Raw genomic sequence first — 18,635 nt, 5'->3', positions numbered from 1 at the left:
AACAAGGTTGAAACGTTTTGTTTCAACCTTGTTTTGCTTATTGAAGATTTAGTTTGTTTTTTACAATAGCATAGATTGTAAAATAGAAACCGAAAATTTTGACCAGCTCAAAGACGACTCTGATAATAATGAAGCCATCTAGCATCTGTTCAAATTCCGAAGAGGAGTAACTGTAATCATATAAACTAAGTAGTCCATATGAATCAAAAGAACTAGGTAATAAGAGTGACAGGACTGCCAGAACAGTCCAAATCAAAAATCCAAAGAGCACAGCCATCATAATCCGATTCTTCTTGAAAAGCTGTCCGACTGAGATTGCTAGGTAAAAGAAGAGGATACCAGAAAGGATTTGAAGGAGATTAAGGAAGCCGTATTTGACAATCCATAGCCACAAATCTGGTATTTCACCAATAAATTTGAAAATCTCATTGAATGAAAAACCTACAAGGGGAAGAGCAATGCCAAAGATGACTAAACCACTAATAAACATGGTCAGCATACACAAGAGGGTCCAAACAAATGCGGAAAGAAGCTTGGACAGAAGAATCTGATGCGGGGTGACCGGCAAGGTCCAAGTCAGGTAGCCTTCTCTCCCAAAGACATTTTTATAAAATCGACGGATAATAATGATGGTATTGGATAGAAAGACTGCGCAAGATGCAGAAAACAGCAAGAGAAATAGTAGATAGAAAGTGATAATAACACCACTAATAGACAATGGATGTTCACTATAGCGATTCATTGCCTCAGGTCTTAGGATGCTGCCAGCTATGATTCCCATAAAGACTGATAGAATGAGAAGAATGGCAAAGGTGATACAATACCATTTGTAATTAGACTTAAAGTCGTATTTAAACAGTTTTCCAAACATATAATGAAGACCTCCTAATAAAAGCGAAACTGGCTGCGGAAGAGATTATCAATGGATTGATTGTACTGTTGACGCAGCTGATTAGCATTTTCATGCAAAAAGATCTGACCTTGGTTAATCAGGATTACTTCATCCAAGATTGGCTCGATATCTGCAATCAAGTGGGTGGAAATAATGACAGAAGACTGAGGTGTGCGGTTTTGGATGATGGTCTGCAGGATATAGTCACGAGCAGCCGGATCAACACCACCAATAGGTTCGTCTAGGATATAGAGTTCCGCATGGCGGCTCATGACCAGAATGAGCTGCATTTTTTCTTTATTTCCTTTTGAAAGGCTTCCGATGCGTGCTTGAGGATCGATATGAAGATCCTTTAGAAGCTGCATGGCTTTCGTGCTGTTAAAATTATCATAAAAATCTTGGAAATATTTTACAGCTTCGATTACTTTGGAGCTGTCGCTCAGATAAGTCGTATCTGGCAGATAGGAAACGATTCTTTTGGTATCAGGAGAAGGTTTGACGCCTTTGAGATAAATATGACCAGAGGTCGGCTGCAAAAGTCCATTGATAAGCTTGATAATAGTTGTCTTGCCGCTACCATTAGGACCTAGAAGTCCGATGATTCTGCCGGGCTGTATGTTTAAGCTCACATCATACAGGGCGGGTGCGTCGCCATAATTTTTATGGACATGGTCAAGATAGACCAGAGGATACTGATTCATACATGTCTCCTTTATTTTCTTCAATTTACAATTATTATACCTTTTCCTTAGGAAAATGGCAAAGAAAGCCGGAAAGAGGGAATGGAATCTTTCTGTTCAGTCAAACTCCTATTTCCCTCATTCAGTGAATTGCGGTATAATAGTTATAAGAAGAAGCAAAGCGTGTTCAAGGAGAATAATGTGGTAATACAACTTGATACCAAGACTGTTTACAGTTTTATGGATAGCTTGGTCCCGATAAAGAAATATGTGCAGAAAGCCAAGGACTTAGGATACAGCCATCTGGGCATGATGGATGTGGACAATCTCTATGGTGCCTATCATTTCTTAGAGGAAGCTGAATCTGCGGGACTGCAGCCGCTTTTAGGCTTGGAGCTGAGTCTGATTAAGGAAGAGCAGGAGCTTCATCTCCGTCTGCTGGCCTTAGACAGTCAGGGCTATCGTAATCTGATGAAAGTCTCGACTCTCAAGATGATGGGACAAAAAAACTGGGAGGATTTCCAGCATCTCTTTAAGGGCTTGGCTGTGATTGTTCCTGCTTTTGACGGAGTAGCAGATCTGGATTTGGGGTTGGATTTTTATGTTGGTGTCTTTCCAGCAACGCCCAAGCAGGAGTTCGGTCGGCCAACCCTGCCCCTGCATACTGTCCGATATTTTGACACGGGGGATTTGGAAACCTTGCAGATGCTCCGGGCTATTCGAGAAAATGCCAGCCTGCGGGAGATTGGCAGCCTTCCCAATCATGAGTTTTTGCTGGGACCAGATGCTCTGGCAGGAGCTTTTAAGGAAACTTTCCCAGAGAGTTTGGCTAATCTTGAGAAGCTAGTCCGTCATGTTCACTATGATATCAATAGGGAGCTGAAACTGCCCCGCTTTAATCGGGAGCGACCAGCCGTGGAAGAGTTGCGGGAGCGCTCCGAAGCTGGCTTGAAAAAACGCGGTTTAATAGGTAAACTTTATCAGGAACGGCTGGATCAGGAGCTGGATGTCATTCATCAGATGGGCTTTGATGATTATTTCCTCATTGTCTGGGATTTGCTGCGCTTTGGTCGTAGTCAGGGCTACTATATGGGTATGGGTCGAGGATCTGCTGTCGGCAGTCTGGTGGCCTATGCTTTGGAGATTACTGGGATTGACCCAGTCAAAAATAACCTGCTTTTTGAGCGCTTTCTAAATCTAGAGCGCTATACCATGCCCGATATTGATATCGATATTCCTGATGTTTACCGGCCGGAGTTTATCCGCTATGTTCGGGACCGCTATGGCAGTATGCATGCGGCTCAGATTGTGACCTACTCGACCTTTGGAGCTAAGCAGGCCATTCGCGATGTTTTCAAGCGTTTCGGTCTGCCAGAGTATGAGCTGACCAATATCACCAAGAAAATTCGCTTCGGCGATAGTCTGACCTCTGCTTATGAGAAAAATATGGGCTTTCGTCAGATTATCAACAGTAAGCTGGAATATCAAAGGGCCTTTGATATTGCTAAAAAAATCGAAGGTCATCCCCGTCAGACTTCTATCCATGCAGCCGGCGTTGTGATGAGTGACAATGACCTGACAGACCAGATACCGCTCAAATATGGTGAGGACATGTATATCACCCAATATGATGCCCACGGTGTGGAGAGCAATGGACTGCTTAAGATGGACTTTCTGGGCTTGCGCAATCTGACCTTTGTTCAGCGGATGAAAGAAGCAACCCTGAAAAAATATGAGGTAGATATTGAGATTGCAGACATTGACTTGGAGGATGCAGACACTCTGAAACTCTTTGCGACTGGCCAGACCAAGGGGATTTTCCAGTTTGAGCAGCCGGGTGCCATTAGCCTGCTCAAGCGGGTTCAGCCAGTTTGCTTTGAGGAAGTAGTGGCCACAACTTCTCTCAATCGTCCTGGAGCTAGCGATTATATTGACAATTTTGTAAAGAGAAAGCATGGACTGGAGCAGGTGGAGCTGATTGATGACAGTTTGGCTGATATTCTAGCTCCGACTTACGGTATCATGCTCTACCAAGAGCAGGTCATGCAGGTAGCCCAGCGTTTTGGTGGCTTTAGTCTGGGGAAAGCTGATATTTTACGAAGGGCAATGGGTAAGAAAAGTGCTGCTGAAATGCACCGCATGCAGGAGGACTTTGTTGCAGGTGCTCTCAAGCTAGGTCACTCGGAATCCAAAGCCAAGGAAGTCTTTGCTATTATGGAGAAGTTTGCTGGTTATGGCTTCAACCGCAGCCACGCCTATGCCTACTCAGCTCTGGCCTTTCAGTTGGCTTACTTCAAGGCTCACTATCCAGATGTTTTCTTTGATGTCATGCTTAATTATTCTAGCAGTGACTATATCACCGATGCCCTGAGTTTTGACTTTGAAACAGCACCCCTCAGCATCAATAATATTCCCTACCATGATAAGTTTCAGGATAAAAAGATTTTTTTGGGTCTGAAAAATATCAAGGGCCTGCCTAGGGATTTGGCATACTGGATTATCGAAGAGCGACAAAATGCTGCCTTTACTGGGGTAGAAGACTTTATTCTGCGCCTACCTCAGAATTACCATAAGATTCCACTGCTGACTCCTCTAATCCAGCTGGGGCTCTTTGACAGTTTTGAGAAAAATCGCCAAAAAATTTTAGCCAATCTGCCTAATCTATTTGTATTTGCGGATGAGCTGGGCAGCCTCTTTGCGGATACGACTTATTCTTGGACAGAGGCTCAGGATTTCAGCGATGCCGAAAAGTTTGAGCTGGAACAGAGCATTATCGGTGTGGGGCTTAGCGATCACCCCTTGGTTAAACTGGCCAAAGAAGCAGACCAGCCCTTTAGTTGGATTAGTGATTTGACGGAAAATAGCAGAGCTAGGATTTTAGCTCAAGTCCAGACTATCAAGACTATTCGGACTAAAAAGGGCGAGAATATGTCCTTCTTGCAGGTTTCAGATACGAAGAAAAAACTGGATGTTACCCTCTTTCCTGATACCTATCGTCAGCTGGCTGAGCGTATTAAGGAAAAGGGCATTTACTACTTGACTGGCAAGGTGCAGGAGCGGGATGGCCGTTTACAGTTGGTCCTGTCAGATATAGAAGAAGCCACTACAGAACGATTCTGGATAAAACTTGCTGGACATGAACATGATCGGAAAATATCTCAGATTTTACAGAAATACCCCGGCAATATTCCGGTTGTCCTGCGCTATGAAGATGAGAAGCGAACTATGTCTGCACCTCATTTCCGAGTGGAGAAATCGGAGCAGCTGCAAGAGGAATTAAAGAATTATACTATGAAAACGATTTTTCGTTAAAAAATATGGAAAATAAGAGAATTTTCATGATGATTGTGGTATAATCTATAAGAATGTTAAAAAGAAAAAGGAGCAAAAAGCGAAATGAAACGTATTGCTGTTTTGACTAGTGGTGGTGATGCCCCTGGTATGAATGCTGCCATCCGTGCGGTTGTTCGTAAAGCAATTTCCGAAGGAATGGAAGTTTACGGTATTTATGATGGTTACGCTGGAATGGTAGCTGGCGAGATTTACCCACTTGATGCGACATCAGTTGGTGACATTATTTCTCGTGGTGGAACTTTCCTTCACTCTGCTCGTTATCCTGAGTTTGCCCAAGTTGAAGGGCAGCTGAAAGGGATTGAGCAGCTTAAAAAACATGGAATCGAAGGTGTCGTTGTTATCGGTGGTGATGGATCTTACCACGGTGCGATGCGCTTGACAGAGCATGGCTTCCCAGCTGTTGGTGTTCCAGGAACCATTGACAATGATATCGTCGGAACAGACTTCACTATCGGTTTTGATACTGCTGTTACTACAGCTATGGATGCGATTGACAAGATTCGGGATACCTCATCCAGTCACCGTCGTACTTTCGTTATCGAAGTAATGGGTCGTAATGCTGGTGATATTGCTCTTTGGGCAGGTATTGCATCTGGTGCGGATGAAATCATCGTTCCTGAAGAAGGTTTCAAGATCGAAGAAGTTGTTGAAAGCATTAAGAATGGCTATGCCAAGGGTAAGAAGCACAACATCATCGTCTTGGCTGAGGGTGTCATGTCAGCGGATGAATTTGCTGAAAAGCTGAAAGAAGCTGGAGATATGAGCGATTTGCGTGTCACAGAGCTCGGACATATCCAGCGTGGAGGCTCACCGACTGCGCGTGACCGTGTTCTTGCATCTCGTATGGGAGCACATGCTGTTAAACTGCTTAAAGAAGGTATCGGCGGAGTTGCTGTTGGAATCCGCAATGAGCAGATGGTTGAAAGCCCAATTTTGGGAACTGCTGAAGAAGGAGCACTCTTTAGCTTGACTGCTGAAGGCAAGATTGTTGTCAATAATCCGCACAAGGCTGATCTGGACTTGGCTGATTTGAACCGCAGCATCAATATTTAATTATTATTTGTTATTCAGGCCAAGAGGCCAAATAGAAGAAGGAGTTTCATACAATCATGAATAAACGTGTAAAAATCGTTGCAACATTAGGTCCTGCGGTAGAAATCCGCGGTGGTAAAAAATTCGGTGATGACGGATATTGGGGAGAAAAGCTGGATGTTGAAGCATCAGCTCAAAACATTGCTAAGTTGATTGAAGCTGGCGCAAACACATTCCGTTTCAACTTCTCACACGGTGACCATGCTGAGCAAGGAGAGCGCATGGCAACTGTTAAGCGTGCAGAAGAAATTGCCGGTCAAAAAGTTGGTTTCCTTCTTGATACAAAAGGACCAGAAATTCGTACAGAATTGTTCGAAGGCGATGCAAAAGAGTATTCATACAAGACAGGTGAAAAAATCCGTGTTGCTACTAAGCAAGGTATCAAATCTACTCGTGAAGTAATTGCTTTGAACGTTGCTGGTGGATTGGACATCTATGATGATGTTGAAGTTGGTCGTCAAGTATTGGTTGACGATGGTAAACTTGGTCTTCGTGTTGTCGCTAAAGACGATGCTACTCGTGAATTTGAAGTAGAAGTTGAAAATGACGGCATCATTGCTAAGCAAAAAGGTGTGAACATCCCTAACACTAAGATTCCTTTCCCAGCACTTGCTGAGCGTGACAATGACGATATCCGCTTTGGTCTTGAGCAAGGAATCAACTTCATCGCGATTTCATTTGTACGTACTGCAAAAGACGTCAACGAAGTTCGTGCAATCTGTGAAGAAACTGGTAATGGACACGTTCAATTGTTCGCGAAAATCGAAAACCAACAAGGTATCGATAACTTGGACGAAATCATTGAAGCTGCTGATGGTATCATGATTGCCCGTGGTGACATGGGTATCGAAGTACCATTTGAAATGGTTCCAGTTTACCAAAAGATGATCATCACTAAGGTAAATGCAGCTGGTAAAGTGGTTATCACTGCAACTAACATGCTTGAAACCATGACAGAAAAACCACGTGCAACTCGTTCAGAAGTATCAGACGTGTTTAACGCTGTTATCGATGGAACTGACGCAACTATGCTTTCAGGTGAGTCTGCAAATGGTAAATACCCACTTGAGTCAGTAACAACAATGGCGACTATCGATAAGAATGCTCAAACCCTTCTTAACGAATATGGCCGTTTGACAACTGACAACTTTGAGCGCAACTCTAAGACTGAAGTTATGGCTTCAGCAGTTAAAGATGCTACAAATTCAATGGATATCAAGTTGGTAGTTACCCTTACTAAGACTGGTCACACAGCTCGCTTGATTTCTAAATACCGTCCAAACGCTGATATCTTAGCTATCACTTTTGACGAATTGACTCAACGTGGTCTTATGCTGAACTGGGGTGTTATTCCAGTGACTACTGAAACTCCATCTAATACAGATGATATGTTTGAAATCGCTGAAAAGATTGCGGTTGAGCAAGGATTGGTTGAATCTGGCGATGATATCGTTATTGTTGCTGGTGTGCCGCTTGGTGAAGCAGTTCGTACCAACACAATGCGCATCCGTACAGTACGTTAATAGGAATTAAAAAACCTTGCTATATCAACGTTTCTGCGTTGTTAGCAAGGTTTTTATTTGTTGTAAGGGGCAAGCAAGGGGCAAAAAATCTATTTTCGACTATTGGCAATCGTGTCTAAAATATTCTCTATATTAGACTTCATGCTCTTTGTGACATGGGTATAGATTTGCATGGTAGTATTAGAGTCTTTATGCCCGACTCTTGCCATGATAGCTTTTACAGGTACGTTTTTTTCGGCAAGCATGCTGATTAGTGTATGCCTAAAGATGTGGGAGCTGAGGGGCTTATTAATCGGCTTATCCAATCTCTGATTGGCTTTCTGCAGGGTAATGTTAAAAGCGTTTCTTTGTATTGGCTTCCCATGGTTATTGAGGAAGATATAATCTGTATCAGAGAGTTCAGGGTTCGTACTAGTGGCTAGTTCATTTAGTTTGATAAACTCGTCGATGATCTCGATTTCACGGCTAGTCAAGTTAGTCGTGCGGTAGCTTGATATAGTTTTCGTCAGTTCTTTCTTGGCATTTCTGTCAATGCTATCTAATGTGCCGTGTATATCCAGCTCTCTGCTTTCTCTGTGGTAATTGTGTCTTTCGATAGCTACAGCTTCACCAATTCGACAACCATTCAAAGACATAAATTCAGCCAATAGCCCAGCTCTGTATGTTCTAGTACTTTTGTATAACTCTTTTAAGAGCAAATTTAGTTCTTCTGGCTCCAGGTATTTCTCAGTGACTGATTGCATATTTTCCAACGTCAATACACGTTTAGGAAGAGTAGTAGCCCTAGCAGGATTGTCAGTTATGATCCTTAGCTCTTGAGCATAATCAAACACTCCGTTTAAGACAACTTTGATATGGTTTAGTTGAGAAGCTGTGTAGTCAGAATTAGCAATATATCTCTTAATATAAGCGACATCGATATTGCGGATAGGAACATTAGGCGCAAAGTTGTTGGATAGTCTTTTGTATGCTGGTTTACGAGCACGGACACTAGACCGCCTGACTTCTTTTTGGTAAAATGTCCACCATTCTTCCAGGACATCGACAAACAGCCTGTCTGATGTCGTAAGCTTCTGGAGAACATTCTCAATCTTTTCATCTAAAATCTTCTGGGCTTCTTTTTTGGCTCGACTAGAGCCACTATCTAAAGTAACTGAAACTCTGCGCCATTTCTCTGTATATGGATCTTTGTATCTCTCGAAAAATTTATATTTTCCATTTTCTAATTTCTCTATCCACATTGTTTTTTCTCCTCATTTTTGGTAAAATGAGTACAAGAAAACGACCTTTTGAATGGTTGTTTCTTATACAGGATTTCCTCACATTCAAGCTTGCCGGCCGAGAATGTGGGGATTTTTTATTTTGATTTACTTTGCTTTTGCTTTAAATGTTCTGCCACAGTTTCTACAATGCCAGTTATTTTTCCCTTTTTTACCAACCAGTCCCAGGAGTAGAAAAGGCCAAGCGATCAAAAAACCGATACATCCAACACAACCATTAAATCCTTTTCTGTCTTGAGCCATAAATTCGATTTCAGTCGACTTGCAATAAGGACAACGTTGAGCAAACATTCCCATAATAAAATCCTCCCTGCAGCTTTTAATGTGGTTCAGCGATTGCACATTGTTTTATTTTGTTTTTAATTAACCAATCAATTGAAAATATTCGTCAATGACCATCAATTCGTCTGTTACCGTCTTTAATTTATGCTTTTGCATAAAGTGTAAGAAGTTAAATGATTGATGGTCGTCCGATGATGCAAGTTCTTCTTCTAACAGCTTATGGATCATGTGTCTATTAGCTTCATTCTCGCAGCGCATAGCAGAGTGACGATATATAGAGCCGATATGCTCTAAGTGCCCTAATTCGTGTAGCAGCACTCTGTGACGTTCCGCAGGCGATAAGGAGCTGTTTAAGAAAATAGTCCTTGTCTCTGCGTCATAGAAACCACGCCCAGCCCATTGGTCTGGATTAAAAGTATAAAGTGATACCTCATACTGCTCCAACAGTTCTTTTTCTTTATCCATAATCTCCCTCACTTAAACTTATTTCTTGCTATTGAGGTAGCCCTCTATGATGCCCTTAATGGCTCGCTTGTCGTCGTCAGACAATGGCTTGCCGTCAAATAGCATGATGCGGCCGTCCAAGTCGTCAAGTTCTATTTCATGCTCTGGAGCTTTTTCTCCTGCGATAGCAGGGTTATCTGTCCGACCTAGTAGATAGTCAGTAGATACTCCGAAATAGTCTGCGATTTCTTGAAGACGGTCAGATTTTAAAGTTTTTTCTTTAAGCGAATAAAAATAATTTACACTATAACCTAGGTCTTCGGCAACTTTTTGTAAGTTTATATGCCGTTTATAGGATAGCTCTTTTATTTTTTCAAGTGTAGAAAACATTGTCACAAAGCCTTTCTTGGGCACGACAAAAAATATTTTATAAAAAAGTGTTATTTTCTATTGACAAAAATAATACTCTAGTGTAAAATAGTTTTTGTAAGTTAAAGATTTAGTAAAAAACCTTGTAAAAACTTATCTAAAAATTAAATAGCTTTGGCGAGCGCATCGAATTGATAGATATACCGTTTTATCAAGCCTTTTAATCATGCTTACATTTTACACCCTAGTGTAAAATCTGTCAAGCATTTTTATAAAATAATTTACTATTTCTTTAACTTTCTAATTAAGAAAGGAGTATCAAAAATGAGATACAGATACGAAAAAAATGTTGTAGGTTGGAATTACCACATTGTAAACGAAAAGGATGATCGGACAATGTTTCACCCATATGCAAAGGAATTAAAAAACCTGCAAAGATTTTGCGCCGCTAACAAAGATATCTTAGAGGAAAAAATGGAAAGCGAAAGCAATTATGGTCTAGCATTCTTTGCCTGCGGTTATGACGGACAAGGCCAACAAGATTTCATTGAGTATTGGGATAAACGTGGTGTGTCAGTTTTTTAAAAAGAAAGGAGTTTTGCGAATGAAACCAAAACGCTATCCGTATACAGGGAACAAAAAAGAGCCTATCAATTTAATGATAGACCCCAAAGATTTTAGTCGGCTTATTCGTGAAGCCATTCATGATACTTCTCAAGAAGCTCAAGAGTAGTAACAGCAGAAATTAAACCGCTGACAGTTCCGATTTGAAGAGCGTCAGTATGGTCGATATGGTTGATGGCATTATTGGCTTTGCTTGCTATGTAATCCATATCTTCTTCTGTCAAAGACTTTCTAAAATCATCGAATGTTTTCATCATATTCACCTCCCTTCGAGATGATTATAGCACAAAAAAGCACCTCTGGGTGAGGCGCTTACAAAAAATTTTTCGACTAAATTATATCACAGGAGAAAGGAAAAGTAAATGCAAGAAATAGCATTATCTGACAATTTAGCGCAGATTGAGCTTGAAATCAATCACCACAAGCAACTTGCCGGTCAGTCAATTTGGGAAATCGGCAGACGGCTTAATCATGTTAAGGAGCATGACTTAGTGCATGGGCAGTTTATGGAATGGTATCAGAATTTAGGGATTGACAAGGACTTTGCTAGTAAGTCTATGAAAATCGCTAAAGAATTGCCAAATTTCGAAACGTTACGAAATTTAGGAACAACAGCATTGCATCTTATCGCAACCTTGCCAGAGGAAAATAGGCAAGAACAGATTGAACGGATTGAGCAAGGCGACAATCCAACAGTCAGAGAGCTACAAGAGGTCAAGCGCCAGCTTAATCTCGCACGAAGCGCCAACGACAGCTTGCGAGAGAAGAACGAGCGCTTGGCAGAACAAGCCTTGAAAGGCCTTGAAACCAAGACGATTGAAAAGGAAGTTGTCAAAGAAATCGAAGTCGCACCGGCAGACTACGACGCTACTAAGTCGCTAAATGCCACGCTGCTAGAGAAGAATAGCCAGCTCAAACGAGAATACGACGACTTAAACGACCGAGCAGAGTTCATCGAGGAGCAATATAACAAGCTTGTCGAAGAGCGCAAAGCAGTTGATGAAAAGTCGGCTAAGTATGACGAGCTGACAAAAGCCATCAAGCAGTCGCAAGGACAATTGAACGAAGCACAAGCGAAAATCGGCAGCTATAAGAGTCTACTATCATTTATCCGGAAAGGAAATGAAATGGTCGTAAACATGGGCGGTCTGGTCTATGTGGACGAACAACGGATATTACACTCTGACAGTAAAGTCAGAAACGAATTTGAACAGTTGCAAAAAGCAATCAGCAGACTTGCCGAGGACATGGGAAGTATGCTCAAGGAAACAGAAGTATTAGAGGGAGAAATCATATGACAAACGAAATTATTGGAAAAAGCGCAAGCAGCGAACAATCGCTATCAGAAATCAGCGTAATGCGGAAGATGCTAGATAGCATTGAAAATCACGAACACCGCATTACTAATCTTGAAGACACTATGCGAGTGAATGCCGTACAAGAGAACATGCTGACAGAAGAAGTCAACAAGAAAATCGTTGGTTTCCTGCAAGGGAAGAAAGCCCCGGCTTATCGGGATAACCATATCCGAGGAAAGGCATACTCTGACATTAATCATGCGATCCGCAAACACTTTGGAGTTCGTCGCCGCGAAATTCCTGCCAAGAACTTCCACGATGCAGTGTCATTCATTCGTCGCTGGTCTATCAGCCCAGAGCTGAAAGATGAAATTTTCAACGCAAATCAGCAAGTATCGCTATTCAATTAAGGAGGGAATATGAGCCAACAACACAAGAAATGGATTGAGCTAGTCAAGCAGCGACTCAACGAAAAAGGTTGGAGTCAGTCGGACTTGGCAACAGTCATCGGCGTCACACCAGCTGCAATCAATCGACTAATCAAAGAGGGGCATGGAAGTGATAGCCTGAAGCTTGAAATCACTAAAAAGCTGTCTATCTCTGATAGTTGGACTGTCTTTGAAGAAAGGTAGGGGGAGAAGATGCCGCAGGTAAAGATAAAAGAAATTATCTATACGCCAGCTGACGGAACGGAAGAACCGACAGGCGGAGATTATGAACATCTAATGCAAAGGTGGCAAGGACTGACACTTCCAACGGCAAAGCAATTTGTCAAAGAAATGCGAGAAAATGCAGAATTCGAGCAATATGTCTTCAATCCGACGCACAAGCTGATGTTTGTAGACTATGAGGGTTTCCGAAAGTTCTGGAAGTGGAAGCAAGTAAACCGCTACCGAGCTAAAAAAATAAGCCTTGCCGAGATAGAGTCGGACAAGGCACTAGCGAAGCGATTAGGCTTCTAAAAAGTATTTGCTTAATTATATCACACAACGAGGAGAAAAAACAATGGAGCCGACATTAACAAGTCAATTGATGGGAGTTGCATTGATTGCAACAATCGCATTTTTAGCCGGCTGGTACGGTAACCGCATGGACGCACGCAAACGTGCAAAGAAAGAGCGATTGGAACGCATGCAAGCCGAACTGATGGAACAGTATCACGAAGACTTGGAGCTGTACCACATGGAACAACGACAAGCGGAAATTGCTGCTTTGGCGATGGCTAGGAAAGGCATTACGCCAGCGTTTGAATACTTTTAGGTGTAGACGAAGAAGAAAGTGATGAAATGAAATCTATTTTGAGATACCCGGGAAGCAAATGGAATCTTGCTGCTAGAATTTCGCAGTTACTTCCTGAACACAAAACATATTTAGAGCCATATTTTGGAAGCGGCGCAGTGTTATTCACAAAGCAAGTAAGCGCTATTGAAACAGTTAATGATTTAAACGATGATATCGTTAATTTGTTTCAAGTAATAAAAAATAAGCCAAAAGAACTGTCAGAAAAAGTATTCTTAACACCATATAGCAGAAAAGTTTATGATTTAGCTTGGGCAGTACGGCCAGAAAAAGAAGTTGACAAAGCGCTTAATTTTATTATTCGCTCTGTTATGAGCCATGGTTTTAGATTAAATGAAAAATCAGGCTGGAAAAATGATGTGATTGGAAGAGAAAAATCTTATGCTGTCAAACATTGGAACGACATACCTGAACTTATTCGCGAAGCAACTTTGCGCCTTAAACAGGTTCAGATCGAGTCTCGGCCGGCAATCGAATTGATCGCAAAACACAATTATAAGGATGTATGCATGTATGTAGATCCTCCTTACGTCCTTAGCACAAGAACGAGAAAGCAATATTCAGTAGAAATGGATGACCGTGACCACGAAGATTTATTAGAAATTTTAAATCAGTCTAAGGCCAAAATTCTTCTGAGCGGATATGATAGCGATTTGTATAACGAGCGATTATCAAATTGGGACAGGCTGGAGTTTTCGGCGACTGCAGAGAAAGGACTGCCGAGGACAGAAGTCCTTTGGATGAATTTCCAATCAAAAGAACAGCTTAAATTATTTTAAAACAGACAAAAAGGAGAAAATAATGGAATTGAAAGAATTAATCGAAAATGTGCAGCAATGGTCGAAAGACCGTGGATTGGATAAGGCTGACAGTCGTAAGCAGCTATTGAAACTCTATGAGGAGTTTGGGGAACTCGTCCAAGGACACCTCAAAGGAAATATTGAGCAAGTCAAGGACAGTATCGGTGACATGCTGGTCGTGGAAATAATCTACTGTCAGCAAAGAGGGATTGAGCTTGGAAGCTTGTATGTGGAGCAACCGACCTCTCCTCATGGCATGACTACGCTGCTCTGCGACATCGCAATTTCAATCGGCGATCTATCCGGAAACATCGGGCCTAGAACAAGCAAGCGAAACATACTGGAAATCAACCGATACTTGGAAATTATCAGCATTAGATACGACACTACACTTGAAGCCTGCCTTGAACTAGCATGGAATGAAATCAAGGATCGTAAAGGGAAAATGGTTGATGGTGTGTTTGTGAAAGAGGAGGATTTGAAATGACACCGAAATTTAGAGCTTGGCTCAAAGAAGAGAAAGAAATGATTGATGTTGATGAAATTCATTGGTACCGTGGTGAATTTGAGTTCATTGGTGATGGTATCACTTTTAAATGTAAATCAGACGACCTTGTCCTCATACAATCAACAGGACTAAAAGACAAGAATGGCAAGGAGATTTTCGAGGGGGATGTTGTCCAATATCAAAATACCAAAGTTCCATCTGCTGACAGTAAAGGAGTTGTCAGATATTTTGATAATTGGGCCATGTTTGGGATTGATATAGAACACAACGAACCAAGAGCGCTATTCTTTAACGGCTTGGCCGACCACATATCATTAGATGTCGTCGGCAACACATACGAAAATCCAGAATTGCTTGAATAAAAACTAAGAAGAAAATTAAGGAGTTGAGATGATGGAAAATATAATGTTTTGGTCAATGTTTTCAGCATGTTTGATGATTATCGCTATGACTATGTTCGCTTTACATCTGCAAGCGAAAGTCAATAATGATTTGAGACGAAAATACAATGATTTAAGACGAGAGCTAATCAAATCATTCGGCTGGGATGATTACGAGTGGTCGAATAATTTTAGAGATTATGCGAGAGAAGTTGAAACATTAATAAAATTTAAAAAAGAGATTGAACGGCTTGATATCATCAAGAAAGCGATTGATGCACAAAATCTGTCGGATCTGAAAAATAAAAAAGAGCAAATTGAACGTGAAATAAAAATTTTGGGAGGAATTGAGAAAGGAGAAAGAAAATGAAAAACACAATTAAATTATCAGCAATCGCACTCGCAGCAGTTAGCGGGCTGCTTATCTCAAATCATGTACTAGCAAGCGAAGTCACAAAAGAAGGCACAGAAATTACTGTCACAGAGCCGACAGTCGAAGTGCAGAAGCAAGGTGACAGCTACTACGACAAGGTAGATGTCACAGTTAAGACAGACATTCCAGACGATGTTGAAATCAATCAAGGCGACACGCTAACAATGCCGCTCCCGCAAGAGTTGGAACTAGAAACTAACTACGAATTTCCAGTAACCAACAACGAGGGTGCAGAAGTCGGTCAAGCTACCGCAAATGCCAAAGAAAATAACGTGACTACAGTATTCAACGACTACTTCAAGGAACACCCTTTGAACAAGTCAATCAGCCTTAATCTGCAGACGAAAATCAACTCTGAAATCGTCCGTGAAGAGGGCAAGATGAACTTGAATTTTAGCGGCACAATCGTTGAAATGGAAAGTGGCAGCAAGGGCGACACTAACCCAAACGAAGAACTTTATAAATGGGGTTATCAGGACAAGGAAGATCCAAATGTCGTTCATTGGGTCGCTCGTATCAACTACCGCAAAGCAACCATGAACCGTGTTAGCGTATCTGATACTTGGGATAACGAAGCCCGCTATGTTCCAGGCAGCATGAAAATCAGCTATTTGCATTCTGCCAATCCGTGGACATACGCTTGGCCTGGCAATATGGATATGCTTAGCATGCGTGAGAATGGCTTTGACTACTATGTTGGCTTCTTAAACAATGTACTGGTCTTTGAGTATAGCACTCGCTATGCTACACAAGCGACTGTACCAGTCAACACTATCAAGGTAACTGCTAATGACTATTGGATCGAGCATAAGGTTGATTACAAGTGGGTATCTGGCAGCGGTACAGCAGACGGAAAGAACCGTCCTAAACCAATCTGGGAAATTCCAAACGAAGCGCCACAGGTTGATAAACCGGAACTTGATTTGAACGATGTTCCATTGCTTCCACCAGCGCCAACCTTAGACTTGCCAGAGTTAGTAATTCCAGACGAACCTAAAAAGCCAGAATTACCGCCTAAAACGCTCGAAAAAGAACCGCCTGCTCCAAGTACCAAGGAAGAACCGAAAAACGCAGTAGAGAGCAAATTAAAGACCTCTGCGAACGAATTACCGAAGACAGGAGAGGTCAGCAATGTCTTTCTGTCAATCCTCGGAGTTTCTGCTCTAATCTGCATTGGAACTATCTGGGAGGGTAAAAAGAAAAAATAAAGTTAGGAGGGAGAATATGGTCTATACAGTCCATGACATCAACGAAAATTTACGCTTTATTGCAGTACCGCTTGAATTGCTAGAAAATCCAAAGTTAGCAGATTTAAGCTTGGAAGCTAAGTTTTTATACAGCTACATGCGAAATCGACTAAGCTTATCTATCAAGAACAACTGGATAGACGGGATTGTGCCTTATATTCATTGTACAGTTGACGAAATCGAGCGGATTGTCCAAAAATCAAGACCAACAGCAATCAAGGTCAAGAAAGAGCTAATCGACTCTGGATTGATTGAAACAAGAAAGGTTTTTAATGGCTCTGATGTCATCTTTGTTAATAAGTTTACTGAGGTTTTAGAAAGTAAAACAGATTTACTTCCGAAAGTAAACGAGCTTTACCACGAAAGTAAAACAGATTTACTTCCGAAAGTAAACGAGCTTTACCACGAAAGTAAAACAGATTTACTTCCGAAAGTAAACGAGCTTAACTCTAACTATACTAATTATAACTATACTAATAATATCTATACTGATAATAACTATAACGGGTCTACGACGGTGGGGGGAAACACTTTATTTAGTAAGGCTAAAAAAGACAAGCCAGCTTCGCCCGCCACCGCCACTCCGTTAGGAGAATTTAATCAACTAATTTTAGAAAATTTTGGGAAACAGCCGTCCCCTTTGCAAGTCGATGAAATGCGCTATTTGGTTGAAGAACACAAAATGGAGGTCTTGCACTTGGCAGTCAAGGAAGCCGTAGACAATGGAAAGCCATACTTTGCTTATCTGAATGGAATCCTTAATCGCTGGAAGCATGAGGGGTTGACAACAGCAGAGCTTGTCCGCAATCGTGTTAAGTCAAGGAAAAAGTCTGGCAAAGTCACAATGCTAGACGACGGCTACGATCCAAAGCTAGGTATTTAGTATGGCAGAAGAAGTTAGAAGCATTAAAGACCTAAGAGCAGCATATTACGCTAACACGCATGCTATTGACAAGCGATGCCAGAAGCATCCAACAGTCTTGATGATAAGGACTAAAAACCCATGCACTCAAAACACATTTGAGTTCTGCCCTGAATGCGGACAAGAAATCATCAACGATGACATCACAAGAGCAGGAGCAGAAGCGGAAGCACAAATCAGAAATTTTAAAAGCTATGCAGTATTTGAGAGAGAGTCAATTGTATCTCCGAAAATCGCAAAAGAAACAATCGGAAGTTATGAAATCCACACAGAGCAAGACGCAGAAGCGGTGAACTTCGTCAAACGATTTGCGACCGACTATTTCAAAGGGCGCTATGAGGGAAATGTAATTTTACAAGGCCCTCCCGGCGTCGGGAAAAGTCACCTTGCTTTAGGCATGGCAAAGTCGCTCAATGAGGGCTTTCAAAAAATCGGAGAAAAGAAATCAGTGGTCTATATGCCAGTATCTGAACTTTTTATGCGAATGAAAGAAGCCTTTAACCTCAAAGGTGCGAAGTGGGAAGAACGGGCGACAATCAAATTCTTGCAAGATGTTGATTTCTTGGTATTAGACGACCTTGGCAAAGAGTCAAACGTTGGGAACTCTATCAGAGAGGGCAGCAGTTGGGCGCAGTCAGTTTTATATCGGCTGCTTGAGGGAAGAACAAAAACGATTATTACAACTAATTACGCAGGGGAACAACTAAAGCAACTGTATGAGCCTAGCTTGCTAGACCGCATACTTGCCGGAAAGGACAATGTATTTAGATTTAAGACAGATACAGAAAGCAGGAGGAGGATATGAAAAAAAGAAAAAGTGTCTTAAAGCCAGAAATGAGCAATTTTGAAATGGTGGCAGTGTTTAGCGACAAATACTACGAGCTATCAGACATGCTTGTAAACAGGCTGATGAAAGTCAGCGGCGATGTCTGCTATTGGAAGCTGCGAGAAATGGAAAGTCTGCATCAAGCGGGCGGAGTATTCACTTGGGAGGTGGGACTATGACAATCCAAGAGTACGAAACAGCCTTACTCTACTATGTCACGCCAAACGAGCGGAAACGGCTGAAATGGTACAAGCGGCACGATAAAGTGAAATTTATACAAGAAACTTGGCTGCTGTTGAAGAAATATAGCGAGGTCGGCAATGATAGAACCGTTTGACTATGACAAGTGGCTGATGACAGAACCAGAGCAACCAGAGCCAAA

The 18,635-nt window shown here is 41.7% G+C and carries 25 protein-coding genes; 18 read left to right on the top strand and 7 right to left on the bottom strand.

The features are described from left to right. Window positions 1-37: 37 nt before the first annotated feature. Window positions 38-871 (bottom strand): hypothetical protein, encoded by an 834-nt coding sequence (locus O3627_RS10770; RefSeq protein ID WP_002917452.1) that lies wholly within the window; start codon window positions 869-871, stop codon window positions 38-40. Between the two features lie 14 nt (window positions 872-885). Further along, complete coding sequence (locus O3627_RS10765; protein WP_002917451.1) at window positions 886-1,593, bottom strand: ABC transporter ATP-binding protein; 708 nt, start codon at window positions 1,591-1,593, stop codon at window positions 886-888. A gap of 180 nt (window positions 1,594-1,773) precedes the next feature. Here O3627_RS10765 and O3627_RS10760 point away from each other — a divergent pair, with 180 nt between their 5' ends. The 3 genes from O3627_RS10760 to pyk all read left to right on the top strand — a co-directional run bounded on the left by O3627_RS10760 (window position 1,774) and on the right by pyk (window position 7,541). After that, complete coding sequence (locus O3627_RS10760) at window positions 1,774-4,884, top strand: DNA polymerase III subunit alpha (protein WP_295505692.1); 3,111 nt, start codon at window positions 1,774-1,776, stop codon at window positions 4,882-4,884. Between the two features lie 84 nt (window positions 4,885-4,968). Then, window positions 4,969-5,979, top strand: a complete 1,011-nt coding sequence (pfkA, locus tag O3627_RS10755) for a 6-phosphofructokinase (RefSeq protein ID WP_002895919.1) — start codon at window positions 4,969-4,971, stop codon at window positions 5,977-5,979. Window positions 5,980-6,035: 56 nt separating this feature from the next. Then, window positions 6,036-7,541: a pyruvate kinase gene (gene pyk, locus O3627_RS10750; protein WP_002897851.1), complete on the top strand. Its 1,506-nt coding sequence runs from the start codon at window positions 6,036-6,038 to the stop codon at window positions 7,539-7,541. An 89-nt stretch (window positions 7,542-7,630) separates the two neighbouring features. Here the strand turns inward: pyk and O3627_RS10745 are convergent, their stop codons facing one another. The 4 genes from O3627_RS10745 to O3627_RS10730 form a co-directional block, all read right to left on the bottom strand. After that, on the bottom strand, window positions 7,631-8,782 hold the full coding sequence (locus O3627_RS10745; protein ID WP_371621427.1) for a tyrosine-type recombinase/integrase: 1,152 nt from the start codon (window positions 8,780-8,782) through the stop codon (window positions 7,631-7,633). 126 nt (window positions 8,783-8,908) lie between these two features. Next, complete coding sequence (locus O3627_RS10740; RefSeq protein ID WP_371621426.1) at window positions 8,909-9,118, bottom strand: hypothetical protein; 210 nt, start codon at window positions 9,116-9,118, stop codon at window positions 8,909-8,911. 66 nt (window positions 9,119-9,184) lie between these two features. Further along, the gene (locus O3627_RS10735) at window positions 9,185-9,568 is read right to left on the bottom strand and encodes an ImmA/IrrE family metallo-endopeptidase (RefSeq protein WP_371621425.1); all 384 of its coding nucleotides are present in this window, start codon (window positions 9,566-9,568) and stop codon (window positions 9,185-9,187) included. Window positions 9,569-9,586: 18 nt separating this feature from the next. After that, window positions 9,587-9,937, bottom strand: coding sequence for a helix-turn-helix domain-containing protein (locus O3627_RS10730; protein WP_125352066.1), 351 nt, complete (start codon window positions 9,935-9,937; stop codon window positions 9,587-9,589). Between the two features lie 303 nt (window positions 9,938-10,240). Between O3627_RS10730 and O3627_RS10725 the strand changes: the two genes are divergently transcribed. Beyond that, window positions 10,241-10,501 carry a hypothetical protein gene (locus tag O3627_RS10725; RefSeq protein ID WP_371621424.1) on the top strand — a complete coding sequence of 87 codons (261 nt, stop codon included), beginning with the start codon at window positions 10,241-10,243 and terminating at the stop codon, window positions 10,499-10,501. 101 nt (window positions 10,502-10,602) lie between these two features. Here O3627_RS10725 and O3627_RS10720 read toward each other — a convergent pair whose 3' ends face one another. Next, the gene (locus O3627_RS10720) at window positions 10,603-10,797 is read right to left on the bottom strand and encodes a hypothetical protein (RefSeq protein ID WP_371621423.1); all 195 of its coding nucleotides are present in this window, start codon (window positions 10,795-10,797) and stop codon (window positions 10,603-10,605) included. Window positions 10,798-10,902: 105 nt separating this feature from the next. On the opposite strand from O3627_RS10720, the gene O3627_RS10715 reads away from it, so the two are divergent. From O3627_RS10715 to O3627_RS10650, 14 genes are read left to right on the top strand one after another with little or no spacing between them, the layout of a single operon-like run. Further along, window positions 10,903-11,838 carry a DUF3102 domain-containing protein gene (locus O3627_RS10715; RefSeq protein WP_371621422.1) on the top strand — a complete coding sequence of 312 codons (936 nt, stop codon included), beginning with the start codon at window positions 10,903-10,905 and terminating at the stop codon, window positions 11,836-11,838. A gap of 59 nt (window positions 11,839-11,897) precedes the next feature. Further along, entirely contained in the window at window positions 11,898-12,248 is a 351-nt protein-coding gene (locus O3627_RS10710; protein WP_371621421.1) for an ORF6C domain-containing protein, read from the top strand. Window positions 12,249-12,257: 9 nt separating this feature from the next. Then, window positions 12,258-12,470, top strand: a complete 213-nt coding sequence (locus O3627_RS10705) for a helix-turn-helix domain-containing protein (RefSeq protein WP_371621420.1) — start codon at window positions 12,258-12,260, stop codon at window positions 12,468-12,470. Between the two features lie 9 nt (window positions 12,471-12,479). Further along, window positions 12,480-12,800: an excisionase gene (locus O3627_RS10700; RefSeq protein WP_371621419.1), complete on the top strand. Its 321-nt coding sequence runs from the start codon at window positions 12,480-12,482 to the stop codon at window positions 12,798-12,800. Between the two features lie 43 nt (window positions 12,801-12,843). Then, window positions 12,844-13,098 carry a hypothetical protein gene (locus O3627_RS10695; protein WP_371621418.1) on the top strand — a complete coding sequence of 85 codons (255 nt, stop codon included), beginning with the start codon at window positions 12,844-12,846 and terminating at the stop codon, window positions 13,096-13,098. A gap of 26 nt (window positions 13,099-13,124) precedes the next feature. Beyond that, entirely contained in the window at window positions 13,125-13,916 is a 792-nt protein-coding gene (locus tag O3627_RS10690; protein ID WP_371621417.1) for a DNA adenine methylase, read from the top strand. 22 nt (window positions 13,917-13,938) lie between these two features. Next, a complete protein-coding gene (locus O3627_RS10685; RefSeq protein WP_371621416.1) occupies window positions 13,939-14,424 on the top strand; it encodes a MazG-like family protein in 486 nt (161 codons plus the stop codon). Further along, entirely contained in the window at window positions 14,421-14,807 is a 387-nt protein-coding gene (locus O3627_RS10680) for a YopX family protein (RefSeq protein ID WP_371621415.1), read from the top strand. Before O3627_RS10685 ends, O3627_RS10680 begins: the two co-directional genes overlap by 4 nt. 28 nt (window positions 14,808-14,835) lie before the next feature. Beyond that, on the top strand, window positions 14,836-15,195 hold the full coding sequence (locus tag O3627_RS10675) for a hypothetical protein (protein WP_371621414.1): 360 nt from the start codon (window positions 14,836-14,838) through the stop codon (window positions 15,193-15,195). Continuing rightward, window positions 15,192-16,466 (top strand): Ig-like domain-containing protein, encoded by a 1,275-nt coding sequence (locus O3627_RS10670; RefSeq protein WP_371621413.1) that lies wholly within the window; start codon window positions 15,192-15,194, stop codon window positions 16,464-16,466. Before O3627_RS10675 ends, O3627_RS10670 begins: the two co-directional genes overlap by 4 nt. A gap of 16 nt (window positions 16,467-16,482) precedes the next feature. After that, window positions 16,483-17,388, top strand: a complete 906-nt coding sequence (locus O3627_RS10665; protein WP_371621412.1) for a DnaD domain protein — start codon at window positions 16,483-16,485, stop codon at window positions 17,386-17,388. A gap of 1 nt (window position 17,389) precedes the next feature. Then, complete coding sequence (locus tag O3627_RS10660; RefSeq protein ID WP_371621411.1) at window positions 17,390-18,232, top strand: ATP-binding protein; 843 nt, start codon at window positions 17,390-17,392, stop codon at window positions 18,230-18,232. Then, on the top strand, window positions 18,229-18,432 hold the full coding sequence (locus O3627_RS10655; RefSeq protein ID WP_371621410.1) for a hypothetical protein: 204 nt from the start codon (window positions 18,229-18,231) through the stop codon (window positions 18,430-18,432). Before O3627_RS10660 ends, O3627_RS10655 begins: the two co-directional genes overlap by 4 nt. After that, window positions 18,429-18,590 carry a hypothetical protein gene (locus tag O3627_RS10650; RefSeq protein ID WP_371621409.1) on the top strand — a complete coding sequence of 54 codons (162 nt, stop codon included), beginning with the start codon at window positions 18,429-18,431 and terminating at the stop codon, window positions 18,588-18,590. Before O3627_RS10655 ends, O3627_RS10650 begins: the two co-directional genes overlap by 4 nt. The last annotated feature ends 45 nt before the right edge of the window (window positions 18,591-18,635 follow it).

Source organism: Streptococcus sp. 27098_8_82, assembly GCF_041431615.1.
GTDB lineage: Bacteria > Bacillota > Bacilli > Lactobacillales > Streptococcaceae > Streptococcus > Streptococcus sanguinis_K.
This window is presented reverse-complemented; position numbering and strand designations above follow the sequence as displayed.

Excerpts from the sequence above, each read along its gene's own strand:
- O3627_RS10765 (WP_002917451.1), bottom strand. The coding sequence starts at position 1,593 with ATGAATCAGTATCCTCTGGTCTATCTTGACCATGTCCATAAAAATTAT.
- O3627_RS10680 (WP_371621415.1), top strand. The coding sequence starts at position 14,421 with ATGACACCGAAATTTAGAGCTTGGCTCAAAGAAGAGAAAGAAATGATT.
- O3627_RS10715 (WP_371621422.1), top strand. The coding sequence starts at position 10,903 with ATGCAAGAAATAGCATTATCTGACAATTTAGCGCAGATTGAGCTTGAA.
- O3627_RS10685 (WP_371621416.1), top strand. The coding sequence starts at position 13,939 with ATGGAATTGAAAGAATTAATCGAAAATGTGCAGCAATGGTCGAAAGAC.
- O3627_RS10740 (WP_371621426.1), bottom strand. The coding sequence starts at position 9,118 with ATGGGAATGTTTGCTCAACGTTGTCCTTATTGCAAGTCGACTGAAATC.
- O3627_RS10675 (WP_371621414.1), top strand. The coding sequence starts at position 14,836 with ATGATGGAAAATATAATGTTTTGGTCAATGTTTTCAGCATGTTTGATG.
- O3627_RS10745 (WP_371621427.1), bottom strand. The coding sequence starts at position 8,782 with ATGTGGATAGAGAAATTAGAAAATGGAAAATATAAATTTTTCGAGAGA.
- O3627_RS10660 (WP_371621411.1), top strand. The coding sequence starts at position 17,390 with ATGGCAGAAGAAGTTAGAAGCATTAAAGACCTAAGAGCAGCATATTAC.
- O3627_RS10725 (WP_371621424.1), top strand. The coding sequence starts at position 10,241 with ATGAGATACAGATACGAAAAAAATGTTGTAGGTTGGAATTACCACATT.
- O3627_RS10690 (WP_371621417.1), top strand. The coding sequence starts at position 13,125 with ATGAAATCTATTTTGAGATACCCGGGAAGCAAATGGAATCTTGCTGCT.
- O3627_RS10720 (WP_371621423.1), bottom strand. The coding sequence starts at position 10,797 with ATGATGAAAACATTCGATGATTTTAGAAAGTCTTTGACAGAAGAAGAT.
- O3627_RS10735 (WP_371621425.1), bottom strand. The coding sequence starts at position 9,568 with ATGGATAAAGAAAAAGAACTGTTGGAGCAGTATGAGGTATCACTTTAT.
- O3627_RS10695 (WP_371621418.1), top strand. The coding sequence starts at position 12,844 with ATGGAGCCGACATTAACAAGTCAATTGATGGGAGTTGCATTGATTGCA.
- O3627_RS10700 (WP_371621419.1), top strand. The coding sequence starts at position 12,480 with ATGCCGCAGGTAAAGATAAAAGAAATTATCTATACGCCAGCTGACGGA.
- O3627_RS10705 (WP_371621420.1), top strand. The coding sequence starts at position 12,258 with ATGAGCCAACAACACAAGAAATGGATTGAGCTAGTCAAGCAGCGACTC.
- O3627_RS10730 (WP_125352066.1), bottom strand. The coding sequence starts at position 9,937 with ATGTTTTCTACACTTGAAAAAATAAAAGAGCTATCCTATAAACGGCAT.
- O3627_RS10770 (WP_002917452.1), bottom strand. The coding sequence starts at position 871 with ATGTTTGGAAAACTGTTTAAATACGACTTTAAGTCTAATTACAAATGG.
- O3627_RS10650 (WP_371621409.1), top strand. The coding sequence starts at position 18,429 with ATGACAATCCAAGAGTACGAAACAGCCTTACTCTACTATGTCACGCCA.
- O3627_RS10670 (WP_371621413.1), top strand. The coding sequence starts at position 15,192 with ATGAAAAACACAATTAAATTATCAGCAATCGCACTCGCAGCAGTTAGC.
- pfkA (WP_002895919.1), top strand. The coding sequence starts at position 4,969 with ATGAAACGTATTGCTGTTTTGACTAGTGGTGGTGATGCCCCTGGTATG.
- O3627_RS10710 (WP_371621421.1), top strand. The coding sequence starts at position 11,898 with ATGCGGAAGATGCTAGATAGCATTGAAAATCACGAACACCGCATTACT.
- pyk (WP_002897851.1), top strand. The coding sequence starts at position 6,036 with ATGAATAAACGTGTAAAAATCGTTGCAACATTAGGTCCTGCGGTAGAA.
- O3627_RS10655 (WP_371621410.1), top strand. The coding sequence starts at position 18,229 with ATGAAAAAAAGAAAAAGTGTCTTAAAGCCAGAAATGAGCAATTTTGAA.
- O3627_RS10665 (WP_371621412.1), top strand. The coding sequence starts at position 16,483 with ATGGTCTATACAGTCCATGACATCAACGAAAATTTACGCTTTATTGCA.